Here is a 16,170-nt window from a genome sequence, read left to right on the forward strand (position 1 = left end):
CTCCTACGTGGACAGATTGGACTCGACCTGTTGCCGTTCATACTGTTCACGGTACCATCCGTTCATGGCTAACAGTTCCTGGTGAGTGCCTTCTTCCGTAATTTTCCCGTGCTCCAGTACGATGATTCGGTCAGCATGTTCGATAGCGGACAGGCGATGAGTCGAGATCAGCGTAGTTTTACCCGAGCGTTTGTTGCGAACATTTTCAATGATTTTAGCTTCAGTACGTGCATCGACAGCAGACAAGGCATCATCCAGGATCAGAATATCAGGGTTAGCGATAAAGGCACGCGCCAGCGATACCCGCTGTTTCTGTCCACCGGACAGAGAGATTCCTTTTTCACCAACGAGTGTATCCAGTCCATCAGACAAGGTTCCCAGATCTCCGTCAAAAGCGGCGGTACGAATGGCTTCCATGATCACTTCATCACTGGCACCAGGTTTACCAAATTGAATGTTCTGACGAACCGATTTGGAGAACAGGACTTGTTCCTGTGGTACGTACCCAATCCAGCTGTGCAAGTCATCTTTGGCGATATCCTGAATGGGATGACCCGAGATGCTTAATGTGCCCGAACCGGCAGGGTATTCGTGAAGCAGTTGTTTGAGCAAAGTAGACTTGCCGCTGCCCGTACGACCCACAACACCCAATGTTTGACCACGTCGCAGTGAAAAGCTGATATGACTGAGATTGTCGACAGTGGAGCTAGGGTAACGGAAGGTAACATCCTGCATCGCAATTTCTTCCGGATTCGTAACATGAGCAGGTTGCTCTACATCTTGTACAGCAGGTTCTACAGATAAAGTCTCGTTGACCCGATCAAGTGAAGCGCTACCGCGCTGCATCAGGTTAATCAATTCGCCGATGGCGAACATGGGCCAGATCATCATCCCCAGGTACATATTGAACGATACGAGATCTCCCAGGGTAATTTCATTATGGAATACAAGATATATGCCGTAGGCAAGTGCAATCACATAACTGAGTCCAACGAAGAGTCGGATGGTTGGTTCGAACAGGGCATCCATTCTGGCAACGGCCAGGTTTTTGCGATATACATCTTCGGTCACATCGGCGAACCGTTTCTCGTCCAGACGTTCCTGCACATAGGCGCGCACGACACGAATACCAGCGATGGACTCCAACACCTGGTCATTCATATCTCCGAATGCATCCTGTGCCAAAGTGTAACGTTGATGTACAGCTTTACCATAGATCATCATGGCAATGGCGATAAAAGGTAAAGGCAGGATTGCCGCCAGGGTCAGTTTCCAGCTGACCAGGAAGCCCATTGCGAACAATACGGTGGCCAGAAAGGCCGTAGAGTCTGTTAAGGTCAGCATGCCGAAGCCTGCTGTGGTGGCAATGGAACGAAGATCATTGGTGGCCCGAGCCATCAGATCTCCCGTTCTGTTTTTCTCAAAAAAGGGAGGAGTCATCCGTAACAAGTGGTCCATGAAGCGTGAACGAAGCAGCCGCTCCACGAGATTGGCACCACCGAACAGTTTGTGCATCCAAACGTATGTAACCAGATAGATAATGATGACCGTTCCCAGAATAAGCAAGATATAACGGGTAAGTGAGGTGCCGGTAATGGAACCGCGCACAATCTCGTCGATGGCATTGCCAAGAAGACGGGGAGGCAGCAGTTCCGCAACGCCCACCAGAATGAGCAAAATGACACCGGTCAGGTATCGTTTGCGTTCCAGCCGGAAGAACCAGGCCAGGTTTTTAAGTACAGAGAACAAGTGTTATCCCTTCCTTTCAATGTCCGTGAAATGCAGATTCCGTTCATGTATGCCGAATTGTACCCACAAAAAAAGACATACCGCACGCAGGCGGTATGTCTTCATATAATCATACGGCAGCATGGCTCGGAGAACAGAGCCGCTACCATACATAAGTTCGATTGTGAGTAAACATCACAGAGGTTCTAATGAAAGAACGCCTTGTCATGCCGACTTATGAACAGAATAATGATTTCGGGTGTGCTCCGGTATTTAATTGTGTGCTGAATAGACCTATCATATGTTTGTTAAACACCGTAATCACCCTTTCTTTTTTTGGAAATAAATGCAATGTAGACCTCGTATGTTTGCATCTTAACACCGGCTTTTACAATCTGTCAAACATTTTTCACAACTTATTTTGTCTTTATGTGGTCACTCGGGTTTGTATTCAGGTCCTTGTAGCGATATGATGGAACATATATATACAGAAGGAGCTGACACCAAATGAGTACCATACATGTATCCGATCAAGCTGCTCGCTGGTACAAGGAAGAACTGAATTTGAACGAGGGAGACAGCATCCGATTTTTTGCCCGTTATAGCTCTGGCGGAGGTCTTCACCCTGGATTTTCGCTCGGCATTGCTGTGGAGAAACCAAGACATCCTGCGGATCAAACCGAAGTGTCGGGGATTCAATTCTTTATGGAAGATCACGATTATTGGTATCTGAAAGGGCACCAATTGCATGTGGATATCGTTGATGAAGGTCAGGATATCGAATATCGCTATACTGAAATATAAGGTGTGTCTGAAAACTCTGCAGGAAGCAGATTTTGAGACACGCCCTAATCCTTGAAGTATTCTGCAAAGCAATAGATGAATCACAGGTCGCCACCGGCTTCCGAGTAGGAGGAGGGGATAAGCAGTGAATCTGCCAGCCCGAGATTTGGCCCAGTATATCGCAAAACGCTCTCATATTGTTGTAAAAGCGGCGGTGCGGGCTGAGAACGAACAAGGTGAATTGCTGCTGATTCAGCACGCTGAGCATGGTTGTTGGCGTATGCCAGCCGGTGAGATGCGTCCAGGTGAAGCCATTGAGGATGCTGCACATCGGGAGTTATGGGAAGAGACAGGTTGGACGACCGATAACATGACACTGGAAGGTCTGCATTCGGGGCCTGATCTTCGGTATCTGCATGCGAGCGGAGATGAAGAGTATTATGTCATTGCCTTGTTCCGGACACAGATCATTCAGGATGACCTTGTGGAATCGCGTGTAAATAGTGATGCGGGTCTGAAGTTTTTTGCGCTGGAGTCGTTACCACCTCTGAATGAGATTAGCCGAATCCTGTTAGCGCAGGATATTGCGGAATAAAATAAGTGTTGACGCAAAAATGACCTCGGTATCCACGATAAAGTGGGTACTAAGGTCATTTTTTGTTTTCGGATTTCCGTGCACTCCGTGATGAATTACACCTGATCCAGTGGTTCATCATCCATCGCAAAATCAAAATCATCAATATCAAATACCTGTACAGGTGATTCCGATTCAATGATGCGTGCAATCAGTTCAACCTGATCGGTGAGAATCGGGATACTCAGGCGCTGAGATGTCAGCAGCAGTTCGGTCTCGATGGGATCGAAATACTCTCCGTACTGTGCCGTATCTACAGCATTGATAATGGCAATGGATACATGGTCACCAAATAGAATGGAGGGGCTTTTGGCCCATGGAACAAGTAATGCACGCTCTATTTTTTTCTTATTCAGTGGTTCCTCGAAATAAGAAATCATTTCATTGATTTTGGATTTCACATGCTGGTCATCTGCCGGGTTATCCATCATGGGATCAGGACTGGTCTGGAATTCATATAGCTCAAGGATGGTGGTATAAGGAACAATATATTCAACAGGCGCGGGCGGCGCTAGCAATTGACCGTAAATGGCCACCATCACGGCTTCTGTAATAAACTGACGTGACATGGTTCCTTAATCCTCCTGCGCCATTAATAGTTGCAAAGTGAATCTATAATTTCCTGCAACAGCATAACCATAATAGTACGTGTTCAAATAGGACGGTTTTCAGTACCGAGAAGATGGGATGAAGCTAGAAATGGAGTAGCGGAGCGTAGGGAAAACTACGTGAGCAACCAAAATGTTTCCTTCGGAAACATACTTCGTAAGCCTCCCGCTTATTTCGGCTGAATTCCATATTCGATGCTGATGATGCCTCTGGGCATCCTTCGTAATCAAAAGCGGACTTTTTGAACAACCTCTAATGTGGATTATTCTGCTGTAGACTCGTGTACATGATTTGCATGAATAGAAGTATATCACACAACGATGGGAAATACAGCCAATCTGCAGAGCATGTCAGGTTACACCCTCACAACCCGGATCAGGATTTGCCCAGTAGCAATGATAAAATTCCCGCCGCAATCAATGGCCCCACAGGCACACCCTTGAACAGGGCAACGCCGAGTACCGTTCCGATTAACAGCCCGGCAACGACAGTTGGTTGTGTACCCATCAGCGTAGCACCGCGTCCACCGAGATAAGCCACTAGTAATCCTACGCCAATGGCGAGCAGTGATTTCCAGTGCAGGAAAGACTCGCCGATCGTCTGCAAACTCATTTTGCCACTGGCAAGAGGTGCCATTACGCCAATGGTCAGAATGATAATGCCCAGTGTAAGTCCGTATTTTTCAAGCCATGGAAATGCCTGATTCAGGTTCAGGACTCGTAGCAACAACAGAAATACCATCGCTACGGTCACCGGTGTGTTGCTGCTGATAATCCCGAGGGCTGCAAATCCGAGCAACAGCAGGGAAGTCATGTCCATGGTCTTCATTTCCCTTCAGTCTGTCCACGTTGTCTGCTAACGATATGTTCCGCAATGTACCTACCATGCCAGCGTCCGGATTCAATAAAGACTTCATTGGCATTACGCCCCGAAGCGATGACTCCGCCCACGTATATACCAGGTACGCTGCTTTCCATCGTCTGTGCATCATATACGGGTTTATCCATATCATCGGACATCTCTACACCTACGGAAGCGAGCAGATGGCGATCCGGGCGGAAACCGGTCATGGCCAGAACAAAGTCGTTATCCAGTTCACTAGTGGAACCATCCGTGTGTATCAGACGAATCGAATCATCCAATATTTCATTCACGCGTGATTCCAGATGCAGTGTGATACGGCCTTTTGTCACCATGCTTTCGAATAGTGGACGTACCCATGGTTTGATGTGTTCAGACAGGCCACTGCCGCGATAAACCATATCAATATGTGCTCCGACACGTACCAGTTCCATGGCCGCGTCCACCGCGGAGTTGCTTCCGCCAATAATGGCAACACGCGTACGGGTATAAGGGTGGGCTTCCCGGAAGTAGTGGGTTACTTTATCTTTGTCTTCTCCAGGGATGCCTAGATAATTAGGATGGTCAAAATAACCGGTAGCTACAACTACATTGCGTCCAACATGTACGATGGCCTCCCCGCGTCGATTGAGCGTATGTACCTCAAACGTGCCATCATCCTTGCGTTTGATCTCACGGGCTTCCTCATAGTTATGAACACGCAGGCCAAAATGTTCGGCTACCCTGCGATAATAGGCGAGTGCTTCATAACGAAACGGTTTATCATTAGGTGTGCTGAACGGGACGTTTCCGATCTCAAGCAGCTCGGCTGTGCTGAAAAACTGCATATGGGTTGGATACAGATAAATAGATTGGACGATATTGTATTTCTCAACAATCACAGCGGACAGTCCCAGCCGCTCGCATTCAATGGCAGCAGACAGACCGCATGGGCCTCCGCCGATAATAATGACATCTTCCATGTTCTTAATCCTCCTTATTTCAAGCAATATAATCCTACCGTAAATAACGGGCTAATGCCAGTTCAAGCGTGAGTTAACCCAGACAGGCTTCCTTGAATCCAAAGGAGTTGACGTGGAGAAAAGAAAAGACTAATATCAAATTAGACATTTATCTAAATGAAAGTGAGATGAACGATGATGCAGCTGGAGAAAATTGTGGCTTATCATAAAGCGTTGGCTGACCCGACCCGGCTTCGCATGCTGCTGCTGTTGGCACAGGGTGAACTGCACGGACAGGCCCTTGCCGAGCGGCTCAATCTGTCACAGCCAACCGTGACACATCATGCTTCCAAGCTGAGAGAGGCGGCGCTGATCAAGGAACGACGGGAGAAAAATACCGTGTATTTCACACTCAATCCTTCGTTTATCCGCGAAAATGCACAGGCTTCTGTTGATTTTATCTTTAAACGAGAGGAGGTTACGGATATGAGTGATGTGAACGAAACATTGAAAGCGTCGGTCATGAGAAATTTTTTCTCCAAAGATGGACGATTGCGTCAGATTCCAGCTCAATACAAGAAAAAGCTGATTGTACTTGGTCACTTGGTCGAGCAGCTTGAATTTGGTCGGAAGTATACGGAGAAAGAAATCAATACGTTTATAAAGCAATACCATGAGGATTTCGCCACCATTCGGCGGGAGTTTATCATGCATCAGTTCATGTACCGGGAAGAGGAGATCTATGAATTGAATCCGAAGGAGATGTGGACGCGTTGGGATCAGGTCAAATAGATTAAGACTGGTAAAATAGTTTTGGGCTTGACAACAGCAAAGTGTAGTGTGTAACATAATGGATAATTCTACAAGGGAGGCGATTGTTTATGACAAACTTAAATGCTGTATACGTTAATTTGAATATGAACAGCGTCTCCGGAACGGATCAATGCATGTAATTTTGCGTTAAGTGGGTAGCACTATCCATTGTAACGTGAAGTATCGTAACATGCTCAGATGAAGCCACGGGTGACGCACCCGTGGCTTTTTTGTTTGCCGATAAAAGGGTGTTCCTGAATTATTTATAGCGGATAGTTAAGTATTATGTCCGGTATAACGATGAAGGGGTAGCTCTGTGGTTCGGCTAACTACTTATTGCCGCGGGTGTATTCTTACCCGTGGTTTTTTGTTTTGATCTGAACACCGGAGATGATGGTTCACTCGGCTTGCACGAAGTAAGTAACTTATTTTGGGAGGAATTTTTATTTTAGATAACCATATTAAGAAGTACGGCTGGTCTGCAAAGTGGCAGGAACGGTGGCAAGAGACAGGAATGGAAGAGCAGGAGAGAAAGCCAGCCAGAATTATCGCAGACCATGGACATCTGCAACGTTTGATTACAGAAGAGGGCGAATGCTGGGGCAGAATTTCCGGCCGAATGCGTCATGATAGTCTGGAGACCAGCTTGGTACCAGCGGTTGGGGATTGGGTGGCAATTACGGGTCAACCAGGCGAAGAAGCAATTATTCACCATCTGGTGCCACGTCAGAGCCGGGTATCGAGACAGGCCGCAGGTCCGGTGACCAAGGAACAATTAATCGCCGCGAACGTAGATACACTGCTGATCGTGGCAGCACTTAATCATGATTTCAACCTTAGACGGCTCGAAAGATACGTGCTGATGGCTTGGAATGGTGGGGTAAGACCAGTCATTGTCCTGAGCAAAAGTGATCTGTGCAACAATGTGGAGGAACAGATCCGAAGTGTAGAAGGAGTAGCTCCAGGCGTTGAAGTGCTCGCGATATCCGCTGTGGAGGACCAAGGCAAATCGTTACTGGAAAGATATTTGCAACCAGGGTTGACTGTTGCGCTCACAGGATCTTCAGGCAGTGGCAAGTCTACGCTGGTGAACTGGATGATGGGTGAGGATGTGCAGCTTACACAATCCGTCCGTGAGGGAGACAGTCGTGGGAGACATACGACAACACACCGGGAGATGTTTGTACTTCCACAGGGAGCTGTATTAATCGATACTCCGGGAATGCGCGAGCTTAATCTCTGGGATGAGGGCAGTGATGGATTGTCGCATGCTTTTGGAGAAATTGAAGAACTTGCCGCCACGTGCAGATTTCTGGATTGCAGTCATACACGGGAAGCTGGATGTGCAGTGAAAGAGGCCATCCAGGATGGTTCATTGGATGAAAAAAGACTGAGCAATTATCTGAAGATGCAGAAGGAATTGCAATATCAGCAACGTAAAGAAGAAGTGGCAACGAGAAGGCGTACAGCCTCCAGCAAACCGGCCAGTAGTCGCAAACCCAAGCACTCCCGTAGTGTGAAAGAGTGGGAGGAAGCCTGAAATCAGGCGGGCATCATCTGCTATCTTGCATAAGATAGGTCAGGAGGGATGTCATTATGCCAGATTACAGGATCATTGTCGATCTGTCTGACCATATGTTATATCTTCTGGATGGCAATCAGGTGATCAAGGGTTATCCTGTGGCAACCGGAAAGATGCTCACACAGACTCCGAGCGGGGAATTCACTATTATTAACAAACAATCCAATCCAGGAGGACCATTTGGCGTGTTGTGGATGGGACTGTCTGCACCCCATTATGGCATACACGGAACAAATGAGCCATGGTCCATTGGCAAATCCGTCTCCCATGGTTGTATACGCATGTACAACTCGGATGTACTGGATCTGTCTTCCAAGGTATCGGTAGGCACGAGGGTAACGATCCGGCCGTAGGGCCGGATTTTACTTTATAAGAGGTGCTTAAATGGATGAGTTTGGAATTATAGAAATAAGAACATATAATATGGTAAAACTACGGCAGTTACGAGAGAAAGCGAGTGATAGCCATGCAGATCAGGCAGGCGCGTGAAGGGGATGCGCAGGGAATAGCCCATGTACATACGGAGAGTTGGAAAACAACGTATCGCGGAATTGTGCCCGATGATTTTTTGGATCATTTGACTACAGAATCAAGATTGTCTCAGTGGGAAAAGCATATTCGCTCTGGCGAAAAGGATCAGATCTTGGTAGTAGCTGAACAGCCTGATGGGAACATTGTCGGATTTGCTTGTGGGGTAAGGAGCGTGAAGGCAAATTAGCTTATGATGGAGAGCTGTACGCCATATATTTGCTGAAGGAAGTTCAACAAACGGGCATAGGTCAGCGACTGTCTACACATGTGGTTAATCATCTGCGAACCCTTAATATGAAACGTTTGATCATATGGGCCTTGGAACGTAATTCAGCTTGCCGCTTCTATGAGAAGATGGGAGGTACTCCAGTCCATACACAGTCCATCCGCATCGCTGGTCAAGATCTGATCGAAGTTGGCTACGGATGGGAAGACTTGAACCTCTTTGGAGAGAAGAGCCTGCCTGACAGATGAAAGATGCGCAGGGGGCGGAAAAATACTGTGGATTGTGTTGTTTTCCTTAAGCTTCAGGGAATGGAAGGTTGTTTCAGGTCTACACGTTTGCGTAATTCTGAACAAGGTTAATGATGTATTACACCGTTATGAAGGTGTGACATTTAATCTTGATCAGGAGGCGTATTCCAATGACTTTAATGGACACCGAACATACAACATGGACGAAACAATATATTAATGGCCAATGGGTAGAGGGCTCCGGCGAGAAAACAATGGAGAATATCAACCCTTATACGGGTGAAGTTATTGCCACGTGGCGTTCTTCCAACAAAGAAGACATAGATAAAGCTTATGAATCAGCTCAGAAAAATTCGATAGAATGGGCGAAGTCTTTACCCGCTGAGAAGGAAGAGGTACTGCGTAAAGTTTCTTCCCTGATGGCAGAGCGGAAAGAGGAGATCATTCAACTGCTGATCACGGAATCCGGGAGTACTCGTATCAAATCGGAGGCGGAGTTCGCAGCTGCCAAACGCATTGTGGATGAAGCAGCCTCTTTTCCTTATCGAATGAAGGGTGAAATTATCCCATCCAATACTCCTGGCAAAGAGAACCGTGTGGTTCGGGAGCCCAAGGGAGTGATTGGTGTCATCGGACCATGGAATTTCCCTTTGCATTTATGCCTGCGATCCGTAGCTCCGGCGATTGCTCTTGGCAATGGCGTGGTTATTAAACCAGCATCGGACACTCCGATTACAGCAGGCTGGCTCATTGCCGATTTGTTTGAACAAGCCGGTCTACCTGAGGGCGTACTTAATGTCGTTGCTGGAAGTGGCAGCGAGATCGGGGATTACTTTGTCGCTCATCCGGTTCCAAAAGTAATTTCATTTACGGGTTCTACGGAAGTTGGACAGGGAATCGGCAAATTGGCGGGTGAACATTTGAAAGAAACGGCACTGGAGCTAGGCGGTAACAACGCCATGGTTGTGCTGGAAGATGCGGACATTGAACGAGCTGCCGAAGCGGCGGTCTTTGGCAAGTTTCTGCATCAGGGACAGATCTGCATGGCTCTGAATCGGTTCATTGTGCATGCCGATATTTACGACCAATTCGTCGAATCATTTGTTGCCAAAACGAAGAATGTTCAGGCTGGTGATCCGGCGGATGCCAAAACACTGGTTGGTCCTCTCATTCGGGAAAAAGAGGTAGAACGATTGTTGGAGCTTGTGAACAAAACCAAAGCTGAAGGAGCACGGTTATTGCTAGGAGGGACCAGTAAAGGCAGTGTGCTTTCTCCTACTGTACTTGCCGATGTTAAACCGGAACAGGATATTGTGCAGCAGGAATTGTTTGGTCCAGTGGCAGTAATCATGAAGGCGCAGGATGAGCAGGAAGCTGTGCGTTTGGCGAATGATACCCCGTATGGACTTAGTGGTTCCGTATTCACCAAAGATCTGAATCGAGGATATCAGGTTGCCCAGCGTATTGAGTCTGGTATGGTGCATGTGAATGATCAGTCTGTGAACGATGAAGCACATGTGATGTTTGGCGGTGAGAAAGCATCGGGAATTGGACGCTTCGGCGGTGATTGGGCAATTGAGAAGTTTACACGTACGCGTTGGATCAGTATTCAGCACCAGTATCGGGATTATCCGGGAGTATTATAAGTCGAAAAAGGGTGAATTAACAGGGTCACTTTTGGATGATCACAATGGGTTACCGATAGATCGACAAATCATGCAAAAGTCCGTATCCAGCTTGGTGGGACGGGCTTTTGCACAATTGTACACCTCATAAAAATCCTGTTTCACATCAGAGTAAAAAAGCTGTTTGGGGCTGTCTCTATCTGGTTATTTATGGATACACGGAAGAACCGATCCGTAAATCCAATGGCAAAGGGGCCTGAAATTCATGTCCATTGACCGCTTTATTCTGAGGAAGCTGAATACCTGTCAGGAAGAACATACACGTGCCAATTTGGTTCGGCTGTTTGTCATTCGTATTCGTAAAGCCGAGATTGCGGAAGAACATGATGCCGCCTATGTCATAAGCAAACTGAATTGAGTGATAACTGATATGGATCCGCGATCTGCTGTTGATGTGTATACAACTCAAAAAAGGAAGCTTGTCTATAACGACAGCTTCCTTTTTCATGTCTTGTAATGAACGCAACTTAATGGATTTCTTTTAATATAAGGATAGAGCAAGGGAGTCATTTTCACTGCGACTGTGGAGAATAGCTTCTCCATTGACAATCTCAATACTAATTAAAGAATGCAGACATTTTTGGAGAGCGCGTTTACCGTTGCTAATTTTATGCTCCAGAGCACTGCTAAGCAATCTTAATGTCTTCTGCATAGGTTGTTTGTTTTCTTGATTAAAATATACAGGGATTGATTTGTTTTGAAAAGTTATTAGGGTTCTCACTTGAAATCACCTCACGGTTGTTATTTCATACAGGTAATATTAAATTCCAATGCTTAAAATTACCTTAAAATCAGCTTATGAAAACATAAAGGTGGGTAATGTTTGAAAAGTGTTCACAATTCAATTGTGGGCGAAGGAATAAAAGTCCTGAAAAACGGAACTTAATTACCATTTAAATGGAACAAAAATAAAAAGTTTCGCATCCTCGCAATATTTAAAGGTATAACTGCCACGAAAGTTCTGAGTCGAATGTACGATATTTTAATATATACGTGGGTCATATGTAACGAAATTACAGGTGGCACATTGCAAACAGGGTGTTTATGTAAGAAAATAGGGTTGATATAACGATTCATTCTCTTTTTTTTGATTTAATCTGACATTAGGACAATTTACATATGAGACCATGGGAGGGATTCAGATGATTCTAACCGTGTATTCCGGCCGCGAGGAAGGCGAATGGTTCGACATCGAGGTTCCGGACGAATGTACCATTGAACATTTGAAGACATTACTCGGCGTTCGGATTTTTGGACAGGCACCGGGAGACGGCATTCAGTACATCCTTGAGGCCAAGTTTCCGGAAGGTCTGTGGTTCTCTCCGCAGAACGCACAGCAGTTAATGGAAACAGGGCTGCGACAGGGCAGTTGCGTACGTGTCCAGCGGGCTTTTTCAACGACTTCGGAAGAAGCGCCTGTATATGGAAGACGTTCATTGTTTCAGCAGGACAGCAACGAATAGGGCTTTTGAACGTATACATTCTATTGAACGAACTAAAGGAGGTCTTCTCTTCGTGAATGTGTTATATCAGCGTTCTCCAAGAATGACACCGGTTCTTAAGGAAGAGGGACTCGAAATACTCAGGCCTCCAACAGAACCGAGCAAACCCACGTTTTCCATGATATCCATTATTGTGCCGATCATGATGACCATGGTCAGCATTGGTTTCTACGTATATATCAACATGACCGGTAAAATGGGCAACAGCAATTATATGATGTTTCAAATGATGACGGTCATGATGATGCTTACTTCTTACACCATTCCATTCTTCGTGTATCTGAGCAACAAGAAATCATATCGCAAAAAATTGGAAGAACGCAAAACCATGTACCTTGCTCAACTCGACAAACACCGGGAAGAACTGAAGGAAGCGCAGGCGGAGCAAGTAAAGAGTCTGTACGAAATTCATGGTGATCCGGGTGTATGTCTTCAAGTGGTGAAGAATCGGAACAGTTCCTTATGGGAACGTTCACCAGAGGATGATGATTTTCTACAGGTGCGCATTGGCACGGGAGAGATTCCATTCCGAATCAAACTTCAGGTTCCGCGGATTGACGGCTACGAAAAGGATGAGCTAATTGAAGCGGCCCATGAACTTGCGGCTGAATTCCAGACGGTACCGGATGCTTCCATTACATTGCCTTTGTTCCAATCGAAGGTTATGGGTCTGGTCGGTGATCGGGAGGAAGTGCTCGCTTCCCTGCGAGTCATCATCTCACAGCTGACAGTGAGGCATTCACCGGATGAACTCAAGCTTGCTGCATTTTATGAAGAGAAGGACAGTAAGGAATGGGATTGGCTTCGCTGGATGCCCCATATCTGGGATGAAGACCAGGGACAACGCTATATGGCCGACAGGCACAGCGGTGCGCATCAATTGGCGGACAGCTTGTTTTCCGTGTTGAACCGGCGCCGTAACAATAAGGAAGACCGTTACAAGAAAAGCGTGCAAACGCCTTGTTACGTTGTGATTCTCTCCGATACGCAATTAATTGAAGAAGAACCGTTGCTTCCGCTGCTGCTGGAGTCAGCTCACGAGATTGATGTATGTACCATCATACTGGCTAACCGCAAAGAGTCTTTACCGATGCATTGTCAGTTGATTATGGACGCCTCCAAAGGCAAAGGTGTGTATATCAAAAAAACGGAAGATGCAGATGTTATTCAACAAACGTACAAGCCTGATGTGATCTCGAAAGAGATGGCAGAGGCGCTTTCCCGTTATATGTCACCGATCCGGTTGAAGCGTTCATCTGCTTCGGATATCCCGCAAGTGCTTCCGTTATTCGATATGCTGAGCACATCACGCGTGGAAGATCTGGATGTGGTGTCAAGATGGGGACAGACGAGATATCCTGACACGCTGCCTGTGCCAATGGGTGTAAGAGCTGGGGGCAAGAAAATTGCGATTAACCTGCATGATAAAATTGAACGTCAGGGTCATGGTCCTCACGGTCTGATTGCAGGTACAACCGGTTCAGGTAAAAGTGAGGTCATCCAGTCCATCGTAGCCTCGCTGGCTGCTGAATTCCATCCACATGATCTGGCCTTCATGCTGATTGACTATAAGGGTGGCGGAATGTCCAACACATTTGTCGATCTGCCTCATGTGGTCGGTACAATCACCAATCTGGATGGAAATCTGATTGAGCGGGCGAATATCTCACTTCGTGCCGAACTGGTCAGAAGGCAAAAGATATTAAATGATGCGGGAAACCTCCAGCACATTGATGAATATTACAAGATTCTGCGTTCCAGACATGAACAGCCACTGCCACATCTGGTCATTATCATTGACGAGTTTGCTCAATTGAAGCGGGACCAGCCAGAGTTCATGGATGAATTGATCAGTATCGCGGCTATTGGCCGGACACTTGGGGTTCATCTAATTCTGGCAACCCAGAAGCCAGCCGGCGTTGTGGACGATAAAATATGGAGTAACTCCCGTTTCCGAATCTGCCTTCGCGTACAGAGTGAGGGAGACAGCAGGGACATGATCAAGATTCCGAATGCTGCCTGGATTACGAAGCCTGGGCGCGGATACTTCCAAGTCGGCAGTGATGAAGTATTTGAAGAAATGCAATTCGCCTGGAGTGGTGCGCCTTATAACCAGCAGGAGGATGCAACGACCGTATTACCTGTTATGGAAGTGCGCTTGAACGGTAAGCGGGAGCCTCTGTTAACCGGGGAGCGCCGAGCTGTTCTCAAAGGTGAAGATGTTCCGAAACAACTTCAGGTATTTATTGACTATGTTGCGCAGTCTGCAGCGGATGCGGGTATCCGTCGTTTGCCAGGACCATGGTTACCACCTTTACCAGAGACACTGGAATGGGAAAGTCTTCCGGACTGGCAGGAAGAAGAGCATTACGATTTGCTGCTTGATGGCGGGGCCAGTGGTCTGAAACCACTGGTTGGTTTGTTGGATGATCTCCCTAATCAGCGTCAGCAGCCACTTGCATTGCCTATGGATCAAGGCCATCTGGTCGTGTACGGTATGCCAGGACTCGGAAAAACAACATTTGTCCAGACCTTGCTTATGTCCCTGGCCCGTTCACACAGAACTGAGCCTTGGCATGGTTACATTATCGATATGGGTCGTATGATGAAGGACTTTGCAGCACTTCCTCAGATCGGTGGCGTGATGATGGCTGAAGAGGAAGACCGGATCAAGCGGTTATTCCGCTATATTCTCAAGCTGTCGGCACAACGCAAAGATATCATCTCGGAGGCGGGGGTTAAAACGATTTCCGCCTATCGCCGGACAGCTCATGCGGCAGTCCCGCAGGTTGTTGTGGTTATCGATGGTTATCTTTCGTTCCGCAATGCCTATCCGGAAGAAAATGAGCTTCTAGAGACGATTCTGCGTGAAGGCGGCAGTCTAGGCATCACCTTCGTGCTTACTGCGAATCGGGTAACAGATGTATTTGAGAAATTCAGAAGTAATATTCCCAACGCGGTTTCATTTGAATTATCTGATCCAAGTGATTATTATTATGCCGTGGGAAGACCTTCCAAGGCACCAAGTCAACTTCCACCAGGAAGAGGTCTGGTCAAAGGGCAGGTACCTCCGTTGATGTTCCAGGCGGCATTACCTTCCTCCGGGGCAGATGAGGGCAAGCGTTCATCGGCACTGCGCCGTACAATCGCTGAGATTCGCCAAGGCTGGACCGGGGAAGAAGCGCCGCAGATTGCTCCGCTTCCGGAAGAGATCAAACTCAAGGATCTGCTCATTCGGACAGGATCATATGGCCAGGCTTGGGATACATCGTCTGTAACGGTCCCTGTGGGATTGCTTACGGATGATCTGGAACCATTCCAGCTTAATCTGCGTGAAGGTCCACATTTCATGGTAACGAGTCCGATGGAAGGCGGCAAAACGACATTTTTGCTGACCTGGATGTTGTCACTGGCTTATCATGCTTCTCCGGAAGATGTGCAAATATACACGGTAGATATGCGTTATGGCTCAGGTGGACTGGGGGAAATCAGCAGTTTGCCCCATGTCCGTGGACACGTATCGCGAGAAGAACAGCTTGCACCTGTGATTCAACAGTTGTACGATGAAGTTCTGAAAAGAGGCGAGATTTCCGGTGGACCGGAACTTGTGCTCGTCATCGATGATGCGGACACCTTGTCCAAGCAGCTAAACGATTTTAATGTAAAAGATCAATTGGGAGCGATTGTTCGTCAAGGAAGGGATCGAGGTGTACACGTGATTCTGTCCGGAGTTCCGGCAGACTTCCCGACCTTCGGTTCTGACTGGGTAACGGATGTGAAGGCTTCCCAAAGCGGAATGCTGTTCGGGACTTTAGACCCTAACGATCTCTCGTTCTTCCGTATACCTTATTCGGAATCCGGAGGTAGTTCAGGTGGGCTGAAGGTACTGCCTCCGGGTCAAGGTTATTATGTGAAACGTAAATATTCCAGGGTTAAAGGTGCAGTTCCATGTGATGACAGCTGGAAAATGACCGATTGGATTTCTGAAATTCGTGACCGATGGCATGTTGTAGTTTGAGGGGAGGTG

General features: G+C 47.1%; 16 protein-coding genes. 11 read left to right on the plus strand and 5 right to left on the minus strand.

The genetic code is table 11. The features are described 5' to 3' along the window. Positions 1-3 precede the first annotated feature (3 nt). Positions 4-1,749, minus strand: a complete 1,746-nt coding sequence (locus NYE45_RS11365) for an ABC transporter transmembrane domain-containing protein (protein ID WP_340016686.1) — start codon at positions 1,747-1,749, stop codon at positions 4-6. A gap of 486 nt (positions 1,750-2,235) precedes the next feature. Between NYE45_RS11365 and NYE45_RS11370 the strand changes: the two genes are divergently transcribed. Further along, a complete protein-coding gene (locus NYE45_RS11370) occupies positions 2,236-2,532 on the plus strand; it encodes a HesB/YadR/YfhF family protein (protein ID WP_017689086.1) in 297 nt (98 codons plus the stop codon). A 124-nt stretch (positions 2,533-2,656) separates the two neighbouring features. Next, positions 2,657-3,106: an NUDIX domain-containing protein gene (locus NYE45_RS11375; protein ID WP_340016687.1), complete on the plus strand. Its 450-nt coding sequence runs from the start codon at positions 2,657-2,659 to the stop codon at positions 3,104-3,106. A 95-nt stretch (positions 3,107-3,201) separates the two neighbouring features. Here NYE45_RS11375 and NYE45_RS11380 read toward each other — a convergent pair whose 3' ends face one another. The 3 genes from NYE45_RS11380 to NYE45_RS11390 form a co-directional block, all read right to left on the minus strand. Beyond that, positions 3,202-3,714: an ADP-heptose synthase gene (locus NYE45_RS11380; protein ID WP_340016688.1), complete on the minus strand. Its 513-nt coding sequence runs from the start codon at positions 3,712-3,714 to the stop codon at positions 3,202-3,204. Positions 3,715-4,129: 415 nt separating this feature from the next. After that, complete coding sequence (locus NYE45_RS11385; RefSeq protein ID WP_062835986.1) at positions 4,130-4,573, minus strand: DUF441 domain-containing protein; 444 nt, start codon at positions 4,571-4,573, stop codon at positions 4,130-4,132. A 5-nt stretch (positions 4,574-4,578) separates the two neighbouring features. Next, entirely contained in the window at positions 4,579-5,577 is a 999-nt protein-coding gene (locus NYE45_RS11390) for a YpdA family putative bacillithiol disulfide reductase (RefSeq protein ID WP_076330716.1), read from the minus strand. A 177-nt stretch (positions 5,578-5,754) separates the two neighbouring features. On the opposite strand from NYE45_RS11390, the gene NYE45_RS11395 reads away from it, so the two are divergent. The 7 genes from NYE45_RS11395 to NYE45_RS11425 all read left to right on the plus strand — a co-directional run bounded on the left by NYE45_RS11395 (position 5,755) and on the right by NYE45_RS11425 (position 10,999). Continuing rightward, a complete protein-coding gene (locus NYE45_RS11395) occupies positions 5,755-6,348 on the plus strand; it encodes a metalloregulator ArsR/SmtB family transcription factor (RefSeq protein WP_091034982.1) in 594 nt (197 codons plus the stop codon). A 451-nt stretch (positions 6,349-6,799) separates the two neighbouring features. Next, positions 6,800-7,909 (plus strand): ribosome small subunit-dependent GTPase A, encoded by a 1,110-nt coding sequence (gene rsgA, locus NYE45_RS11400; RefSeq protein WP_340016689.1) that lies wholly within the window; start codon positions 6,800-6,802, stop codon positions 7,907-7,909. Between the two features lie 56 nt (positions 7,910-7,965). Continuing rightward, the gene (locus NYE45_RS11405) at positions 7,966-8,304 is read left to right on the plus strand and encodes a L,D-transpeptidase (protein ID WP_062833875.1); all 339 of its coding nucleotides are present in this window, start codon (positions 7,966-7,968) and stop codon (positions 8,302-8,304) included. 113 nt (positions 8,305-8,417) lie between these two features. Further along, positions 8,418-8,669 (plus strand): hypothetical protein, encoded by a 252-nt coding sequence (locus NYE45_RS11410; RefSeq protein WP_340016690.1) that lies wholly within the window; start codon positions 8,418-8,420, stop codon positions 8,667-8,669. Then, positions 8,639-8,956, plus strand: a complete 318-nt coding sequence (locus NYE45_RS11415) for a GNAT family N-acetyltransferase (protein ID WP_340016691.1) — start codon at positions 8,639-8,641, stop codon at positions 8,954-8,956. Before NYE45_RS11410 ends, NYE45_RS11415 begins: the two co-directional genes overlap by 31 nt. Positions 8,957-9,126: 170 nt before the next feature. Continuing rightward, the gene (locus tag NYE45_RS11420) at positions 9,127-10,602 is read left to right on the plus strand and encodes an aldehyde dehydrogenase family protein (RefSeq protein WP_340016692.1); all 1,476 of its coding nucleotides are present in this window, start codon (positions 9,127-9,129) and stop codon (positions 10,600-10,602) included. A gap of 244 nt (positions 10,603-10,846) precedes the next feature. Then, positions 10,847-10,999, plus strand: coding sequence for a hypothetical protein (locus NYE45_RS11425; protein WP_340016693.1), 153 nt, complete (start codon positions 10,847-10,849; stop codon positions 10,997-10,999). A gap of 123 nt (positions 11,000-11,122) precedes the next feature. On the opposite strand, the gene NYE45_RS11430 is transcribed toward NYE45_RS11425, so the two are convergent. After that, positions 11,123-11,362, minus strand: coding sequence for a hypothetical protein (locus NYE45_RS11430; RefSeq protein WP_076330720.1), 240 nt, complete (start codon positions 11,360-11,362; stop codon positions 11,123-11,125). Positions 11,363-11,783: 421 nt separating this feature from the next. On the opposite strand from NYE45_RS11430, the gene NYE45_RS11435 reads away from it, so the two are divergent. Further along, complete coding sequence (locus NYE45_RS11435; RefSeq protein WP_062833878.1) at positions 11,784-12,104, plus strand: hypothetical protein; 321 nt, start codon at positions 11,784-11,786, stop codon at positions 12,102-12,104. 52 nt (positions 12,105-12,156) lie between these two features. Then, positions 12,157-16,161, plus strand: coding sequence for a type VII secretion protein EssC (essC, locus tag NYE45_RS11440; RefSeq protein ID WP_340016694.1), 4,005 nt, complete (start codon positions 12,157-12,159; stop codon positions 16,159-16,161). Positions 16,162-16,170 lie beyond the last annotated feature (9 nt).

This window comes from Paenibacillus sp. FSL K6-1318 (genome assembly GCF_037976905.1).
Taxonomy (GTDB): Bacteria; Bacillota; Bacilli; order Paenibacillales; family Paenibacillaceae; genus Paenibacillus; species Paenibacillus amylolyticus_A.